General features: G+C 36.9%; 15 protein-coding genes and 1 riboswitch. Of the genes, 7 read left to right on the top strand and 8 right to left on the bottom strand.

Going from position 1 to position 16,068, the window contains the following annotated elements:
- Nucleotides 1-96: 96 nt before the first annotated feature.
- The 6 genes from KHA95_RS03245 to KHA95_RS03220 all read left to right on the top strand — a co-directional run bounded on the left by KHA95_RS03245 (nt 97) and on the right by KHA95_RS03220 (nt 4,246).
- Entirely contained in the window at nt 97-825 is a 729-nt protein-coding gene (locus KHA95_RS03245; protein ID WP_213136008.1) for an amino acid ABC transporter ATP-binding protein, read from the top strand.
- A gap of 22 nt (nt 826-847) precedes the next feature.
- The gene (locus KHA95_RS03240) at nt 848-1,672 is read left to right on the top strand and encodes a transporter substrate-binding domain-containing protein (RefSeq protein ID WP_213136007.1); all 825 of its coding nucleotides are present in this window, start codon (nt 848-850) and stop codon (nt 1,670-1,672) included.
- Nucleotides 1,673-1,732: 60 nt separating this feature from the next.
- Entirely contained in the window at nt 1,733-2,389 is a 657-nt protein-coding gene (locus tag KHA95_RS03235) for an amino acid ABC transporter permease (protein ID WP_213136006.1), read from the top strand.
- A 12-nt stretch (nt 2,390-2,401) separates the two neighbouring features.
- Nucleotides 2,402-3,052, top strand: a complete 651-nt coding sequence (locus KHA95_RS03230; RefSeq protein ID WP_213136005.1) for an amino acid ABC transporter permease — start codon at nt 2,402-2,404, stop codon at nt 3,050-3,052.
- A 246-nt stretch (nt 3,053-3,298) separates the two neighbouring features.
- Entirely contained in the window at nt 3,299-3,751 is a 453-nt protein-coding gene (locus KHA95_RS03225; protein ID WP_213136004.1) for a helix-turn-helix domain-containing protein, read from the top strand.
- Between the two features lie 33 nt (nt 3,752-3,784).
- Nucleotides 3,785-4,246 (top strand): CBS domain-containing protein, encoded by a 462-nt coding sequence (locus KHA95_RS03220; protein ID WP_213136003.1) that lies wholly within the window; start codon nt 3,785-3,787, stop codon nt 4,244-4,246.
- Nucleotides 4,247-4,665: 419 nt separating this feature from the next.
- Here the strand turns inward: KHA95_RS03220 and KHA95_RS03215 are convergent, their stop codons facing one another.
- The 3 genes from KHA95_RS03215 to KHA95_RS03205 all read right to left on the bottom strand — a co-directional run bounded on the left by KHA95_RS03215 (nt 4,666) and on the right by KHA95_RS03205 (nt 8,379).
- Nucleotides 4,666-5,568, bottom strand: coding sequence for a hypothetical protein (locus KHA95_RS03215; RefSeq protein ID WP_213136002.1), 903 nt, complete (start codon nt 5,566-5,568; stop codon nt 4,666-4,668).
- The gene (locus tag KHA95_RS03210; RefSeq protein WP_213136001.1) at nt 5,565-7,469 is read right to left on the bottom strand and encodes an Eco57I restriction-modification methylase domain-containing protein; all 1,905 of its coding nucleotides are present in this window, start codon (nt 7,467-7,469) and stop codon (nt 5,565-5,567) included. The genes KHA95_RS03215 and KHA95_RS03210 overlap by 4 nt, the downstream gene beginning before the upstream one ends.
- Nucleotides 7,470-7,674: 205 nt before the next feature.
- The gene (locus tag KHA95_RS03205) at nt 7,675-8,379 is read right to left on the bottom strand and encodes a cysteine hydrolase family protein (protein WP_213136000.1); all 705 of its coding nucleotides are present in this window, start codon (nt 8,377-8,379) and stop codon (nt 7,675-7,677) included.
- Between the two features lie 108 nt (nt 8,380-8,487).
- Nucleotides 8,488-8,589, bottom strand: a riboswitch (SAM riboswitch).
- 182 nt (nt 8,590-8,771) lie between these two features.
- Here KHA95_RS03205 and KHA95_RS03200 point away from each other — a divergent pair.
- Complete coding sequence (locus KHA95_RS03200; protein WP_213135999.1) at nt 8,772-9,350, top strand: DUF7010 family protein; 579 nt, start codon at nt 8,772-8,774, stop codon at nt 9,348-9,350.
- A 153-nt stretch (nt 9,351-9,503) separates the two neighbouring features.
- Here the strand turns inward: KHA95_RS03200 and KHA95_RS03195 are convergent, their stop codons facing one another.
- The 5 genes from KHA95_RS03195 to pgeF all read right to left on the bottom strand — a co-directional run bounded on the left by KHA95_RS03195 (nt 9,504) and on the right by pgeF (nt 16,019).
- Entirely contained in the window at nt 9,504-10,202 is a 699-nt protein-coding gene (locus KHA95_RS03195; protein WP_213135998.1) for an HAD family hydrolase, read from the bottom strand.
- A gap of 353 nt (nt 10,203-10,555) precedes the next feature.
- The gene (locus tag KHA95_RS03190) at nt 10,556-12,445 is read right to left on the bottom strand and encodes a beta-glucoside-specific PTS transporter subunit IIABC (RefSeq protein ID WP_213135997.1); all 1,890 of its coding nucleotides are present in this window, start codon (nt 12,443-12,445) and stop codon (nt 10,556-10,558) included.
- Between the two features lie 197 nt (nt 12,446-12,642).
- On the bottom strand, nt 12,643-13,470 hold the full coding sequence (gene licT, locus KHA95_RS03185; RefSeq protein WP_213135996.1) for a BglG family transcription antiterminator LicT: 828 nt from the start codon (nt 13,468-13,470) through the stop codon (nt 12,643-12,645).
- Nucleotides 13,471-13,611: 141 nt separating this feature from the next.
- The gene (locus tag KHA95_RS03180; protein WP_213135995.1) at nt 13,612-15,051 is read right to left on the bottom strand and encodes a 6-phospho-beta-glucosidase; all 1,440 of its coding nucleotides are present in this window, start codon (nt 15,049-15,051) and stop codon (nt 13,612-13,614) included.
- A gap of 206 nt (nt 15,052-15,257) precedes the next feature.
- The gene (pgeF, locus tag KHA95_RS03175) at nt 15,258-16,019 is read right to left on the bottom strand and encodes a peptidoglycan editing factor PgeF (RefSeq protein ID WP_213136156.1); all 762 of its coding nucleotides are present in this window, start codon (nt 16,017-16,019) and stop codon (nt 15,258-15,260) included.
- Nucleotides 16,020-16,068 lie beyond the last annotated feature (49 nt).

Genomic DNA, 16,068 nt, shown 5'->3' with positions numbered 1-16,068 from the left:
CATTTTACTGCGTTGTAAAAGAATCTACCTGAGATACTTAATCGTATTGTATGGAGGAACGTCCTGTATACTGTTTTGAATTGGAAGGAGAATGACATGATTTCATTTCAACGGGTTAATAAATATTTTGGAGATTTTCATGTTCTTAAAGATATTAATCTAACGATTCAAGCTGGAGAAGTTGTTGTCATTATCGGACCATCGGGATCCGGAAAGAGTACACTGCTAAGATGTATTAATCGGCTAGAATCAATCTCTGACGGTTCACTGATCATTAATGGCATCCAACTGAATGATAAGAAAACAGATATTAATCAAGTAAGACGTAATATAGGAATGGTGTTTCAGCATTTCAATTTATACCCTCACAAAACCGTCCTTGATAATATTACGCTTGCCCCGATCAATGTATTAGGCGTATCAAAAGAAGAGGCGAAAAAGACGGCAGAGTTCTATTTGGAAAAGGTCGGAATCCCCGACAAAGCAGGATCCTTTCCATCCCAGCTATCAGGTGGACAGCAACAGCGTGTGGCGATCGCAAGAGGATTAGCAATGAAGCCTGATATTATGTTATTTGATGAACCCACTTCTGCTCTTGACCCGGAGATGGTAGGAGAAGTGCTCGATGTAATGAAAGCGTTAGCAAAAGAAGGGATGACAATGGTTGTTGTTACACATGAAATGGGATTTGCGAAAGAAGTAGGCGACCGAATTGTGTTTATCGATCAAGGCAAAATTTTAGAAGAGGCTGCTCCGGTTGAGTTTTTCAAAAATCCAAAAGAAGAGCGAGCGCAAATTTTTCTCAGCCGTATTTTAAATCATTAAAAACAAAAGGGGAGTTGTGTATATGTTTAAGATGAAAAAGATTCTTTTGTTAACAGTGATAGCGATGCTATCGGCTATGATCCTAGTTGCATGTAGTTCGAAAGACGGAAAAACGGATAGTGCAACAGATGGAAAAAATGTCCTTGAAACGATAAAAAAACGGGATAAAATCATTTTCGGAGTAAAACACGATACAAAATTATTCGGTTTGAAAAATCCGACGACAGGAGATGTGGAGGGGTTCGACATTGACCTTGCAAAACAATTAGCGAAGGAAATTCTAGGGGATGAAAATAAAGTTGAATTTGTAGAAGTAACGTCAAAAACAAGAATCCCACTATTGAATAAAGGCGATATTGATGCAATTATAGCGACAATGACGATTACAAAAGAACGCAAACAAGAGGTTGATTTTACAGATGTTTACTTTGAAGCAGGTCAATCCCTGCTTGTGAAAAAAGGGAGTCCTGTTCAAAGCATTGACAACCTTACAAAAGATACAACCGTACTTGCTGTCAAAGGGTCTACATCAACAGATAATATACGTGAAAAGGCTCCAGATGCTCCTGTATTGGAATTTGAAAACTATGCGGAAGCATTTACAGCACTGAAAGCTGGAAAAGGAGAAGCATTAACGACAGATAACTCGATCTTGATGGGAATGGCTTCTGATGATGATTCTTATGAATTGGTCGGGGGAATTTTTACAGATGAGCCTTATGGGATTGCCGTGAAAAAGGGCGAGAAGGAATTCCTGGATGCGCTAAATGATGGACTTGAATCACTAAAGGCGAATGGAGAATTCGATAAAGTTTTTGAACAATGGTTTAGTGAATTCGAATTCTAAGTCCATTTTAAGATCAGGGTGGGCGTTCACGCTCACCCTGATATGTAAAGTGAGGTGGAGATGAACGTGAGATTTTCTATTTTAACAAAGTACTTCGACATGTATTGGGAAGGGTTTTTAGCGACATTAACAATTAGTATAATTGCGTTAATAGCAAGCTTTTTAATAGGGGCGATCATTGCAGTTATGAGAATTACACCCATCGCACCACTCCGATGGATAGGAACTGCATATGTAGAGTTCTTCCGAAATATTCCCCTGCTTGTCATTGCCTTTTTCTTTTATTTTGGGACCCCTGCTTTAGGGTTGCAGTTATCCGGATTTACATCTGGAACGATTGCATTAACGATTTATACATCTGCATTTATAGGGGAAGCGATTCGATCAGGAATTTTATCCGTGCCAAAAGGGCAAACGGAAGCTGCCAGATCTTCGGGACTCACCTATCTTCAAACGATGAGAATGATTATTTTGCCACAAGCGATAAAAATAGTCATCCCTCCAATTGGCAACCAATTTATTAATTTAGTGAAAAACTCATCTATTTTGGCACTCATTGCGGGTACTGAACTTATGTATCAAGCCGATCTTATTTCAGCCAAGACATATGTAGTCTTTGACGTATACATATTCGTAGCACTATTTTATTTAGTCATTACCATTCCATTAAGTTTTGGCGTCGGGTATCTTGAAAAGCGCCTTGCAACTACTAACTGAGGAGGTGTTTGAATGGATTTTTCGAGTGCATTTTCTTCAGAAAATCTCACATTTTTAATGCAAGGTTTTTATATTACGTTAAAAGTAGCCCTTATTTCGATCATTTTAAGTTTTATCCTTGGAGGAGCGATTGGTACGTTACGATTTGCCAAAATACCAATTCTCTCTAAAGTATTAGCAATCGCTGTGGAATCAATCCGGAACTTGCCGCTTCTCCTTATCATTTTATTTACGTATCTAGCATTGCCGGAGCTCGGTATTAATCTTAGTAAAACAGGTGCTGCAATCGTCGCGTTAACTGTTTTTGAATCAGCCATGCTTGCCGAAATCGTCCGGGGTGGATTGAACTCGATTGAAAAAGGCCAAATGGAGGCTGCGCGATCCTCCGGTCTTACGTATATTCAAGCAATGCGATTTGTTATTTTGCCTCAAGCACTTCGCAGAATGGTACCCAATCTTGTCAGCCAATTCATTTCACTGTTAAAAGATACATCACTTGCGGTTGTTATCGCTCTTCCAGAACTACTTCATAACGCAAGAATCATTCAAGCGCACAATCCGCAAGACACGATTCCGATCTTCATTACGATCGCCATCATGTACTTCGTAGTAAATTATGGGTTATCCCTGCTTGCAAAGAGATTGGAGTTGAAAACTGTATAAATGATTTAAAAAGGTGATTTAAGAGATGAAAGATAAAAAAAGTCATCTGGATTAAAGTGATCGGGGTGTGTACGAATCAGATGATGATTCGTACACACCCTCTTTTTACGTTAAATTCCTTGATGAAATAGGGATTTTACTCATTGCAACCATAGGGTGCGGAAGAGTGCAACGAATTCTTTCTTTACTTCCAGAATCATTTTTAAGCATAATGAGATATAAATGCATGGAAGGTGATTGCCTCAAATGAATTTTGCGGAGAAGTTGAAAAAAGAGAGAAAAGAAAAAGGATGGTCTCAAGAAGAATTAGCGGAAAAGCTTTTCGTTAGTCGCCAATCCGTTTCAAAATGGGAGAATGGTCAAAATTATCCTAGTATAGAAATCATTATTAATATAAGTGATCTTTTTGATGTAACCATTGATGAGTTATTGAGGAGTGATGAAGAATTGAAAGAGAAGGTCATTAATGACAGCAAGCATTTGGCATATCCAAAATTAAAATTTATGTTTGATGTTTTATTTTTAATAGGGATTGCCTTTTTAGTCATAAAATTAGGCGTTCTTATGTTAAATAAGTTAATGGCGTTCGACATCCCTCTATATGGCGGATCGTTCTTTTGGAACTTTGGTCCTTTAATTTTAATGGTAGGGGGAGGCATTGGTTCTGGGGTTCTAAAGGAGAAATATAAAGTGGAATAAGTTTAGAATGATTATTGAAAGGTGGGATTTGCAATGAAAGTAAGAGACTTTATGATTACAAAGGTTTTTACTGTGAAACCTTCGAATACCATCAAAGAATTATTACAGGTGCTCACATCCAATCGAATTGGTGGTGTTCCAGTCGTTGATGATAAAGATCATTTGGTAGGTATGGTATCGGATGGTGATGTATTACGTTATTTATCTCCAAAGCCTCCATGGCCGATAGGTATTGCGGGCCTAGTTTATATAATTGAGGAAGGAGATTTTGAAGATGTATTACGGAAAAAGCTAGATACTCAAGTGAAAGAAATTATGACTAAAAGAAACCTTCTCTTTGCATCACCTGATGATGATTTTGAGGTAACGCTCCGTTTATTATCCAGGCATCATTACAAAAAACTTCCAGTCATCAATGGCGCTGGTCGTGTAATTGGTGTTTTGAGCAGAGGAGACTTGATCAATAATATTTCCAAAAAGATTATTTCATACTGAAAACATCAAATAAGAATTAAAGAGGCTGGGACATAACTAAAGTAATCAATGTGATAGACGAAAAATGCACTATCTTAGTGTAGGAAATATATGTAGACTCCTGCGGGAGGAAAGGCATCGCAGTGCGTATTTAAGGAATGAAGCAAAATTCGCCACATCGTGTGGCAACTGGCCCCGTGACCAACATCCTGTTGGCCCGATGCTCAACAGCCGCCCGCGGAAAGCGAAGTATATTTCCAGTTACTATCGTTCGTATTTTGATTTGATAAAAAACTTTTGTCCCAGCCTCCGAAACTAGATAAAAAAATCTATTATCCGCGTACTGGCTTTGTGGCCTTCACTCCAATCCCATTCTTCGCCATTTACTTTACAAAAACGGCTAATGGATGCCAATTTGTTAAGTTCAACGATACGTTCTATTAAATTTCATTATAAATATCAAGATTATTAAATCGATCGATATAGATTTGAAGTAAATCATCAACAAAATTTGTCATAGAAATATTTGCAAGTTCTATCGGAAAATCTTGAGGGAGAAGGCCATCATGTTTTAATTCATCTGTTGTATTGTATAGCTTAGGTATTTCCGTACTGAAGTCGACGATGAGCAAAGCACATCTTTCATACATATGATGATCTTTAGTAGGATCTACTCTCCCATTTATAAAGTCAAAAAAGCTAATATACTTTGCGATATTCGTAATATTGTTTTTAAATTTAACTTCGTTTTTCGTCATGGCAGCATCATCGTACTCCCTCACAGGGATCATGTATACTTCGCCAAGACATAGATTCGGGTTTAGATTATGAAGGTTTAAAGCTTCAGCAAACGTTCTTTCAAACAACGTATCGGCGTTTTTGGCTAGACTACTCATTTGACTTCGAATATTGATGACTAATGTTTGTTCTGTAAGTTCCTTCCCTAAGTAACAAGTTATGTTTTCATGTACTAACGGACCCCAGCTAATCTTTTCTTGTTTAGGTTGAATATTTGTAGGTTTAACACAAATATCTTGATCTTTTTGCTTTAGCAAGCCCGCGATCTTTAATTCAGGTTTGCTATGCCCTAGTGGGGGGAAAATTTTCGATGGATCGATCTTTTCCTTAATCAGTTCAGATTTAACTAATTCGTGTAAATGATTGATTAATCCTTGTGAGCGGATCAGCGCTTCCTTCGCCTTTTGTCCATTCCCATATGGCTGCCCTTTTGAATTGACAGGCGATCCTTTTACGGTAGCGGTTTTAATCGATGTTTCAAGATCATTTTTCATATTGATCAACGTGCTGTTTATGTCTAGAAGATTGTTCGTATTATAAATCACAAGTATCCGCCTTTCGTTAATACAGGGAATTCTAAATCATATTTTTTAATTAAAAATTGATCGAGCTCTTTCGAATCGTTGCACGAACGAATATATGCCATATCTTCGGAGCTCAACGGTGGGATTGAAAAGTTGTTAATGTATTTCTTTTGATAGCAATAATAGCCACCACTGATCATATAGCTAGTTAGCTTAATATAGTAATCCATTATGATGGAGTTTAGTATTTTAGCTAAGACATTTAAGTCTGGTAAGTGATCGTGAAAAATACTATCAGATGCTATTCCATAAATCGCGTATCCGTTATTAAAAAGTGCAGTTTCCTCAAATAATGTAAACTTTGGTCTATTAGAGTTTGTTGGTGAAATTAACTTAGCTCCAAAGCTATCAAGCGCTTGGCTTCTTCCGTATTCATACCAGACGGAAACAGAAGGGGTGCCTCCGTTACGGGTTTGTAGCTCCTCACGTGCCACTTTTAAATAGGAATAAGCAAATGGATATTTCTCTTGTAATTGATCCTCTTGGATAACCTTGATGCTTCCATTATTGTCGCGAACATAAGGGTAAATGATTTGTACTTTTTTCTTCACAGAGCCAGAATCATGATCAATATTTGTTCCTCCCTTGATTAAGGGGACGGTAATGTCTGTTTCAATTTTATAAGCTTTTCCATCATAATATTTTGTGTAATAGCCTTTATCTTCCTCGATCGAATCATTTTTATTTAACCCGATCATGTATACTCCATCTTTCTGAGTAGCGATTCCTGTACTGATTTTTAATTTTAATCCGGCATTTTCAATTTTATATACATTCCGTTTTTCAACTTCATTTAATAAATTGATTGTTTCAGAGTTTACTTTGCTATAATTTATTTCTTTTAATGTTTCATTTATATCCGTAAGATTTTCACTTTTAACACTCGTAATGATGTTATATGATATATTCTCTTTTTTTGTTCGATCTAGTGTAATAATGGCCGAATACGTTTGAGCATTGGGGAAAAGTTGACAATCCTTAAAATCAATCACTTTTTTCAATAATCTTTCCTTAAGTAAAAATTCCCTTAAAGGTTGCGCTGATTTTAATTTAAGAAAATGGTTCGGCACGATATAGCCTAATGTTCCTTTTTGTTTTAAATGGTTGGCTCCTAGCTCGATGAAAGCAAAATAAATATTAAAACTGCCTGATGTCGTTGTTTTAAAATCAGCTTTAAGCTTACTTCTAACCTCAGGGCTTAAATCTTGAACCTTTATATAAGGAGGGTTTCCAACAACGCAGTCAAAGCCATCTATAACTTTTTCATTCGAAAATTGATGAAGAACATCATGCTCAAGGCCATCATAGCAAATGATATTCAGTTGAATATGTTCGACGTCCACATTTTCTCTATATGCTAGTAACGTCAATAATATTTTCGTTCCTCTTACATTTTCAGCTAATAAATCAACGCCAAAAATGTGATTTTCTATGATTTCAACGATGCTTTTAGACTTATCTTTAGCATATAAATGTTCAGCTGCTCTTACTAAGAATGCTCCACATCCACATGAAAAGTCGCATATTGTAGGGGCGTTATATCGATCAATCGTTTCTGATAAAATGTAATCAACAATAAAATTGGGTGTAAAAATGATTCCATTCTTATCGATCATTTCTTTATTTAAAAAGGAGTAAAAGTAATCTTCAATATCTTTTAATGTCCAAATACTTTTCATTTTTAATAATTTTTTTTCAGTTTCAGGACATGAATCTTGAAGGCAACTTTTTAAAAAGTTGTTTTTAATGCTTTGAGCGTCCATTCCTAATTGGTTTAAAAAGATCCTTATTAATTGGCTTTCAACTAATAATTCCTTTGAATGAACAACTTTATTGGTTGTTTCAGCCAGTAATGTAGCCAAATGATCACCTCATCGATAGTATTCATTTTAAAGGAAATACGGGGAAATTAAAATAGAGGAGAGTATGGGATAAACTGGTATATTTGGTGGGGAATGTTCGTTCTTGTTTATTGTACTACATGTGTGAAACAAAATGTAGTGATAGAGAGCAAAAAACAGCACGTTTATGACCGGAATTGGTCATAAACGTGCTACCTTTTTATTTTTAAACGGGTTCCTCTAAAAGATTAACAAACGTTTCCGCCGAAATGACAGGGGCGAAATAATTATTAATACGTCTCATAGCCGCTGCCTCTTCTTCCGGATATTTACAGCCAGTCGCATCGCCAATGACAATTGGCAAATAACCGTGATCGCGCGCGGAACGAACATTTCCTTCAATACACCAGTCAAGGTGAATGCCGGTAAAAATAATTACTTCTACCTTTTTTCTCGCTAATTCAAGGGGAAAAGGTGTCCCAACAAACGCGGTTTGTAAAGCAAGTTCATTAAACTGTAAATCTCCGGGTCTAACCAAGGTCTGTAATTCATCTACAAGCTCATTGTCCCGCTGCTTTTGCTCCTCTGTAAAATCAAGTCCCTCCACCCATGTTTCATATTGTACTTGATCAAAAATCGTTTGCGGATAGTTTTCTCGGAAAAGGCTATAGCCTACCCAGCTAAAAGATAGGAAATTACTTGCTTTTCGAGCGGCTTGGACAACCTTTATCGTCGCAGGTAAATTCCCTCTTTCACGGTGGTTCTCAGCTCCTTGTACGCCCCATGGTTCATACAAAGATTTACTTTGACTAATCGAAACAAATGCTGCATTTCTCTTAACGATTTCCGCTAAGTTTAATTTTTGCCATTGTGGTGCTAACTCAGGAATCGCATGAATACCACCGATTTTTTCTTTTACTAATTGAGTCATTTAAATCCCCTCCGAATAAAAGTAATCATATGTTTTTACTAGGAAAGGGGCAGATAAAAAACACCCCTTCCAAATAAGAAGAGGTGTCAACAGTCACGTACGTTTCTCTTCTCATCTTTCAAGCGTAATGCTTGCTGGAATTGGCACAGTGCGAAATCGCCTGTTGCCGAGGTTTCATAGGGCCAGTCCCTCAACCTCTCTTGATAAGAATTAATATTTAATTAATCAGAATAATACAGCAAAGGGATGGCGATGTCAACCCATAATTGATTGTTCTTCTTCTCAATGTTACTATCTCTTTTCATCTAAGATAGCTATAATCATAATTAGTTATAAAATATTCTGAATGTTAGAGGGGGAAAAGTATAAAACAATAATCGGAGGAATTTCATATGGATCTGAATGAAACAATGTTGGACTTAATGAAACGAACAAAAAAAGGGATAGCCATGTTTTATGTTGGGACGGTCTACTGGTTGCTTTTAGGAGTTATTAGTTTTGTAAATATCGATGTGAAATTATTAGGTCTCATTTATCTTATTGGCGCAGGTTCACTATTTCCTTTAGGGATACTTATTTCAAAGCTTCTTAAAATTGATTTCTTTGCAAAGGATAATCCTTTATCAACAATGGCTGGGGTGCTTGGTGGGATGCAGATCCTTTTCGCACCGATTTTGATTCTTATTTTTATGGAAAAGGTTGAATGGCTGCCATTTTTTGTCGCGATTTTAACAGGAGCTCATTTTTTACCATTCGCAATCTTATATAAAAGTAAGGGATTTTTATATGCATCCATTATGATCATTGGCGCCACATCGATCGTCGCCATTGTCTTTATGGATCAGATATATACGATTTTGCCGTTTGTTTTAAGCATCATCTATTTCATCACAAGTTTATTGCTTAATGAAGAAAATAAACAGGTTTCTTCTGAGAATGCTCATGTTAAAGCAGAAGTAACTTTAAATTAGAACTCTAGTTTTCAGAAGTAATTATTCGGAATCAATGATATAAACTCTAAAATTGTTAGATTTACTGATTCCGAAAATGATCTAAATGGAATGATTATTTTCGTATGGCCAATAAATCATTCAATTAAGTACAGCATGACTCAAATGCTGGCATTATTTAAAAAGACGAAATAGACAATCTTTTAATTCCGTTGTTGAAGATACAGTGTATGTTGATAAATTGGTTGAATGATTTTCTAGCTTTTGTTTGGCAAGCCAAATTGAATGCCACCCTGCTTTTGAAGCCCCAACGATATCATTGTCATAACTATCGCCGATAAACCACGCATACGCTTTATCAAATTGAAATTTACTTTCTGTCAACTTGAAAATTTCGGTATTCGGCTTGGCAATCCCTTCCTCTCCAGAAACAATGATTTGGTCAGGAGTAAAATAAAGATCTAAACCGAGATTTTTAATTTTATTTCTTTGATGTGCGGATGGACCATTTGTCATAATAAGCGTTGGTACATCTTTTTCGTGTAGGTAATCCAAGATTTCAATAATCGATGGATATAACTCTATATGTTGCTGATTTTCTTCATATAATGATTGAAATTCTCTCGCGCCTTCATTAGAAATATGAACCCCCATTTGTTTCGCGGATTCCTTCATCCTAAAAATATGCGATTCTTCCAATGACCAAATGCGGTCTGTCACATGATCAAAGGCAATATCACTATTGCGCTGAAAAATTCCATGGAAATGTTCAAAGGAAAGCCCCTTCGTAGCTTCAAAGTTTAAGAGGGTCTTCTTTAATGGCTGAGACCTGTCGTACAAAGTATCATCTAGATCAAAAACAACGGTATCCATGTGATCCCTTCTTTCGCTCATCATTCATCATGATAATGATCCTATCAAACGATCGACATTTGTTCAAGATGATGATTGTATCACTAATCGATCATTCACTCCTTCAATCTGATGCAAAGATACTTGCGAAAATAGTGAGAGAGGATAGCTAAACAATAAGATTTGGGACTAAATATACTTTAGCGAATATGCCTATGGCCAATATGAGGAATTGGTGAAGGAGGAGTGACAAGTGAATGCTAGGAACTCTCTTCATATTGAGACTAGCATTTGATTTTATAGATGCTAGTTTAGGGCTTGCTTATATTTTAGGAAAAAGGATCCAGCATGATGGCCGGATCCTTTCTTTAAAATTAAGCAATTTTTTCTTTATCACTACTATACGCTTTGAGACCTAATAATGTTTCTTGTTCATTAATAGACTCTTTTTCGATTGGTTGAATGTCCGCGTAATTTGGTGTGTTTGTAATAATAATAGGTGTAACAACTTGATAACCCGCTTCTTTTATTTTGTCTATATCAAACTCTACAAGCAGGTCACCAACTTTCACTTGATCTCCTTGCTCAATATGTGACGTGAAATATTTTCCGTCTAATTGCACGGTATCAATTCCGACGTGGATTAAAATTTCAGCTCCACTGTCTGAAACAAGTCCAATAGCATGCTTTGTTTTAAAAGCAACTGAGACTTTTCCGTTAACAGGTGAAACAACTCTTCCTGATGTCGGTTCAATCGCAATCCCTTTCCCCATTGCTTCGGATGAGAATACTTGATCTGGAACGTTTGATAATGCAATCACTTTACCATCTAGCGGACTTAATATTTCCTCGTCATTCTTTTCTGTTGTTTCCGATCCCTTAGGAGACCCTTCTGTTTCATCTACTTCTACTGGATCTTCAAAGCCTAATACGTAAGTTAAAATAGCTGAAACAACAAATGCTGTGACGATACCAAGAATGAGGCCCATAAAACCTTCGCCCCCAGGACCGTAGAAAACAGGTAGTGTTAATAGTCCAGGTGCACCTGAAGCAAATGCTTTCGTACCAGCTTGCCCGATAATGGCTCCACCGACAGCACCACCAATGACACCAGCAATAAATGGACGTTTTAATCGTAATGTTACGCCGTAGATGGCTGGCTCTGTAATACCAAATAGAGCAGTAAGGGTAGCAGATCCTGCTAATGCTTTTAATTTTTTATTTTTCGTCTTTAACATAACTCCAAAGGCGGCTCCGGTTTGTGCAAATACAGATGCGGTTGATGCAGGCTTCACACCATCTTGTCCATTGACCGCAATATTATTGATAAACACGGGAATTAGTCCCCAATGTACTCCAAAGATTACAAGCACTTGCCAGCTTGCCCCTAAAATAGCACCTGCTAGCATTGGGCTAAAGCCAAATGCAGCGACAATTCCATCAGCGATCGCGTTTCCGACATTGACTCCAAATGGGCCGAATACGATCAATGTTAGAGGTACCATGACGACAAGTGAAATTAACGGCGTTACAAAGTTTTTAACACTTTCATGTATGAAGCGTTGACATACTTTTTCAAGTTTACTCATAACAATGACAGCTAAGATAATCGGAATAACCGTTGATGAATAACTCATCATTGTTACAGGAATTCCAAGGAACGTTGTTGCGATTCCTTCTGCCTTCAGATTGATAATTGAAGGATATACTAATGCACCCGCAATCGTTAATGCTGTAAAGACATTTCCCTCAAATTTTCTAGCCGTTGTTACTGCTAAAAGTAATGGCAAGAAATAAAACAAGCTATCTGCTGCGGCTGCCAAAATAATATAAGTCGTTTCAGCAGTGTCTAGCCAACCGACATTATTTGCGATTAATAATAGTCCTTTTAATATACCTGCTCCAGCCATGACACCGAGCAAAGGGGCGAAAATACTGGAAACGATATCGACTGCTTGTCCAATTATATTTCCTTTCTTTCCTCCAGTTGAGTCATCTTTCGTTCTGGAATCGCTTAGTAGGTTAGAGTTTTTCCCAATTGCATCGTAGACTTCTGGAACCGTATTTCCAATGACAATCTGAAATTGCCCTCCACTTTCTTTAACAGTGATAATCCCTTCTGTATTCTCTAATTTTTGTTTATTTGCTTTTGTGTTGTCCTTTAATGTGAAACGTAAACGCGTTGCACAGTGAACAAGCGATGTAACGTTCTTCTCTCCGCCGACTTCCTGGATGATTTCTTTCGCTAATTTATCGTAGTTCATGACCTACACCTCCGAGTTTTTTATTTTTTGCAAACAAAAAACCTAAGTCAATGAAAAAATAGTAGACAGTTCTGTCCTACAATTTTTCCCTGACTTAGGTTTTGCCTGCATAACCAGTAACAATCCTAGGTTAGTATATATTTGATTTTTGATAATTGAAGTATATATGGATAAAAAGTCATTGTCAATCACTTTTATTAGCGATTGACAACCCGTTCAATGTGAAGGGTTAAGTAGAGCATTTCTTCATTCGTTAATTCGTGATTATACTCTTTTTTAATATAACTTTTAATTTTTTCGGTACAATTTGCGGCTTCTTTATGTTTCTGTTTAATCATAATGTAAAGAAAATCATCATCATTTTCATAATGTGTACCTTTCATAATACGCTGAACGAAAAATTTCAAGTGAGTGATAAAACGAAAATAGTTTAAGGAATCTTCATCAAATTCAACATTGAAATGGTATTTTACAATGTTGATGATTTGCTGCATGAATTTTGTAATATTCATTGTGTTTACAACATCTTCGTTCATTTCGGCATTGATGAGATGTATCGCAATAAAACCGGCTTCATCTTCAGGCAGTGAAAGTTGAAATTTATGATTAATTTTATCTAATGCTTTTAAACCAATTAAAAATTCCTCTTTATATAGCTGTTTAATTTCCCAAAGCAAGGCATTTTTTATTTCTACGCCTTGTTCATGTCGTTCAATCGCAAAGTTGATATGGTCCGTTAAAGAAACATAAATATTTTCATTCAACTTTTTACCTAACTGATTTTGTGCAAAATGAATCACTTCTTCAACGATAACCATTAGATCAATTGGAACTTCGCGAAGCAGCAACTGAAAGTTCTCGGATGTTTGTTTATTATTCAGAGTAAAGACTTTTTCGATCCTATCCTGATCAACTTGATCCCCTGGTCTTTTCTGAAACGCGATTCCTCTTCCCATAATGACAAGTTCCGTATCATTTTTCATGACACTAACGACATTATTATTTATTACTTTTGCTATTTTCATGGTCTTTTCCACCCGTATTTCTACTTCTAGTACTTAGTTTAAGCATATCCATCTGTTTACGGTAAGTCAACGCTTTCATATTTTACTAAAATAGGAAAGGAAGGGGTGGATATCTCAAAAATAAAGATATCCACTTTCATATTAGTTGTCTAGGTTCTCACCATTTGATGCAATGACGTTCTTATACCAGTCAAAACTTTTCTTTTTAATTCTTTGTAATGTTCCTTGCCCTTCGTTATCTCTATCAACGTAAATATAGCCATAACGCTTTTTCATCTCACCAGTAGATGCACTGACAATGTCAATTGGACCCCAGCTTGTATACCCGATAATTTCCACGCCATCCTGGATCGCTTCACCCATTTCAGCGATGTGCTGTTGTAAGTAGTCGATGCGGTAATCGTCGTTGATTGTCCCTTCGGCTGTTACCTCATCAATCGCACCGAGACCATTTTCTACAACGAATAAAGGTTTTTGGTAGCGATCGTATAATTGATTTGCTGTGATGCGGAAGCCTTTCGGATCAATCGTCCATCCCCATTCAGATTTTTCAAGATAAGGGTTTGCAACAGATCCAAATACGTTTCCACTCGTCATATTTTTCAATACTTCGGGATCCGTACTTGTTGTCCGGCTTGAATAATAACTAAAACCAATATAATCAACCGTATGGCTTTTCAAGATAGCTGTATCTTCTGGCTCCATCTCAATTGTTAAACCATTGTCTTTAAAGAAACGTTTCGCATACGCAGGATATTCACCGCGTGACTGTACATCGATAAAGAAATAAGATTCACGATCCTTTTCCATCGATTGGAAAATATCTTCCGGGTTGCATGTATAAGGATAGAACATCCCTGCGGCTAGCATACAACCAATTTTTGCATCAGGAATCATTTCGTGACATGCTTTTACTGCTAATGCACTCGCTACAAGCTGATGATGTGCTGCTTGATATTTAATTTGTTGCCTATTTTCACCTTCTTTAAAAACAAGCCCTGCACCTAAAAATGGCAAATGAAGCAGCATATTAATTTCGTTAAACGTCATCCAGTATTTTACTTTGTCCTTATAACGAGAAAAAACAGTTTTTGCATATGTTTCAAATAAATCGACAAGCTTACGGTTTCTCCAGCTTCCGTATTTTTCAATTAAATGTACAGGTACATCAAAATGGGCAAGCGTTACGACAGGCTGAATGTCATGTTTGATTAATTCATCGAATAAATCATCGTAAAATTTCAAGCCTTGTTCATTTGGTGCATCGTCCTCGCCAGTTGGAAAAATACGTGCCCAAGCAATAGAAACGCGGAGCGCCTTGAATCCCATCTCGGCAAACAAAGCAACATCTTCTTTATAACGATGATAAAAATCAATGGCTTCATGCGCTGGATAAAATTCATTTTCAAGCGGGGTGAATGCCGGGACATTACCCTCCATAATACTTCTTCTCGTTTTCCCAGTTGGCAAAAGGTCAACGATCGTTAATCCCTTCCCATCAGCTAAATAAGCTCCTTCTATTTGATTGGCAGCAGTAGCTCCACCCCATAAAAAGTCTTTTGGAAAAGTGAACTTTGACATAGTAAAAACTCCTTTTCTAAATGATCGTTAGGCCATTTTAAAAATAAAAAAACCCGAACGAAATGGAAGACGCACGTAGTGCCATCCATTTTGCTCAGGTTATGCCCAATTGGTAACATTCCTAAAAATATAAAATTATTTACTTTTAGGCTATCAGCTTTTTCGTTTGATGTCAATCATCTAACATATAATGATTTCTGCATCGTTCATTTTTTCCTCATAATAAAACTTAAATGTCTTCCCGTTTGTTTATCTTGACGATAGGAAAAACCGTTTGGATGGAGATACGTACATGTGCGATCGATCGTGATTTGTTCGGGTGGAATGCCTGCCAACTCACATTGTTTTTTCACCGTTTGCTGGTTGTCGATGTGGTATTTATTTGTTTGTTCATTGTAGTACATGAAGTCATCGGCATAGCCGAGCTGTTTGAATTTCATATACACGTCTTCATCGACTTCAAATTTCTCTTGGCTAAGTGCAGCACCAATTTGAACATGTAAATTATTTAGCTGACAATGCTCCGTATGTTTTAAATGCTCGAATAATTTTAGCGTAATTTCTTTGACAGTTCCTTGCCAGCCCGAATGAATGACGCCGATAAGACCTTCGAACTCGTTGTAAAAGATGACGGGAACACAGTCAGCGCTAAAGCTGCACAATAACAGATGAGGTTCATACGTATAAAGTGCATCCGTATTTGCAATGGCAGTATCTTGTTGTTTTGCGCCGCGCCCACTGTCAGCAGCCGTCACCCGCTGGAAATTAGCGCTATGTGTTTGATTAGCACAAATGAATGCATCTAGTCCACATTTTAAAAAAGCGGCTAGCAGTTTACGATTTTCCACGACATGATTTGAATTTTCGCAGACGTGAAGGGCCATATTGTTATTTTCGAGCTCGGCCCCATTTTTCAATGTCATGCCTGCGATAAAATTTTGATTATTTACATATAGTTTCATACTGATCACCTTCTTTTAATATATCGCAATGGCATCTCAAGTGTATAGGCGCCAG

The organism is Bacillus sp. FJAT-50079, from assembly GCF_018343515.1.
In the GTDB taxonomy this organism is placed as follows: domain Bacteria; phylum Bacillota; class Bacilli; order Bacillales; family Bacillaceae_C; genus Lederbergia.
The sequence above is the reverse complement of the archived record's forward strand: the minus strand, read 5'-3'. Positions and strand labels throughout refer to the sequence as shown.

Excerpts from the sequence above, each read along its gene's own strand:
- KHA95_RS03245 (WP_213136008.1), top strand. The coding sequence starts at position 97 with ATGATTTCATTTCAACGGGTTAATAAATATTTTGGAGATTTTCATGTT.
- KHA95_RS03240 (WP_213136007.1), top strand. The coding sequence starts at position 848 with ATGTTTAAGATGAAAAAGATTCTTTTGTTAACAGTGATAGCGATGCTA.
- KHA95_RS03235 (WP_213136006.1), top strand. The coding sequence starts at position 1,733 with ATGAACGTGAGATTTTCTATTTTAACAAAGTACTTCGACATGTATTGG.
- KHA95_RS03230 (WP_213136005.1), top strand. The coding sequence starts at position 2,402 with ATGGATTTTTCGAGTGCATTTTCTTCAGAAAATCTCACATTTTTAATG.
- KHA95_RS03225 (WP_213136004.1), top strand. The coding sequence starts at position 3,299 with ATGAATTTTGCGGAGAAGTTGAAAAAAGAGAGAAAAGAAAAAGGATGG.
- KHA95_RS03220 (WP_213136003.1), top strand. The coding sequence starts at position 3,785 with ATGAAAGTAAGAGACTTTATGATTACAAAGGTTTTTACTGTGAAACCT.
- KHA95_RS03205 (WP_213136000.1), bottom strand. The coding sequence starts at position 8,379 with ATGACTCAATTAGTAAAAGAAAAAATCGGTGGTATTCATGCGATTCCT.
- KHA95_RS03200 (WP_213135999.1), top strand. The coding sequence starts at position 8,772 with ATGGATCTGAATGAAACAATGTTGGACTTAATGAAACGAACAAAAAAA.
- KHA95_RS03195 (WP_213135998.1), bottom strand. The coding sequence starts at position 10,202 with ATGGATACCGTTGTTTTTGATCTAGATGATACTTTGTACGACAGGTCT.
- KHA95_RS03190 (WP_213135997.1), bottom strand. The coding sequence starts at position 12,445 with ATGAACTACGATAAATTAGCGAAAGAAATCATCCAGGAAGTCGGCGGA.
- licT (WP_213135996.1), bottom strand. The coding sequence starts at position 13,470 with ATGAAAATAGCAAAAGTAATAAATAATAATGTCGTTAGTGTCATGAAA.
- KHA95_RS03180 (WP_213135995.1), bottom strand. The coding sequence starts at position 15,051 with ATGTCAAAGTTCACTTTTCCAAAAGACTTTTTATGGGGTGGAGCTACT.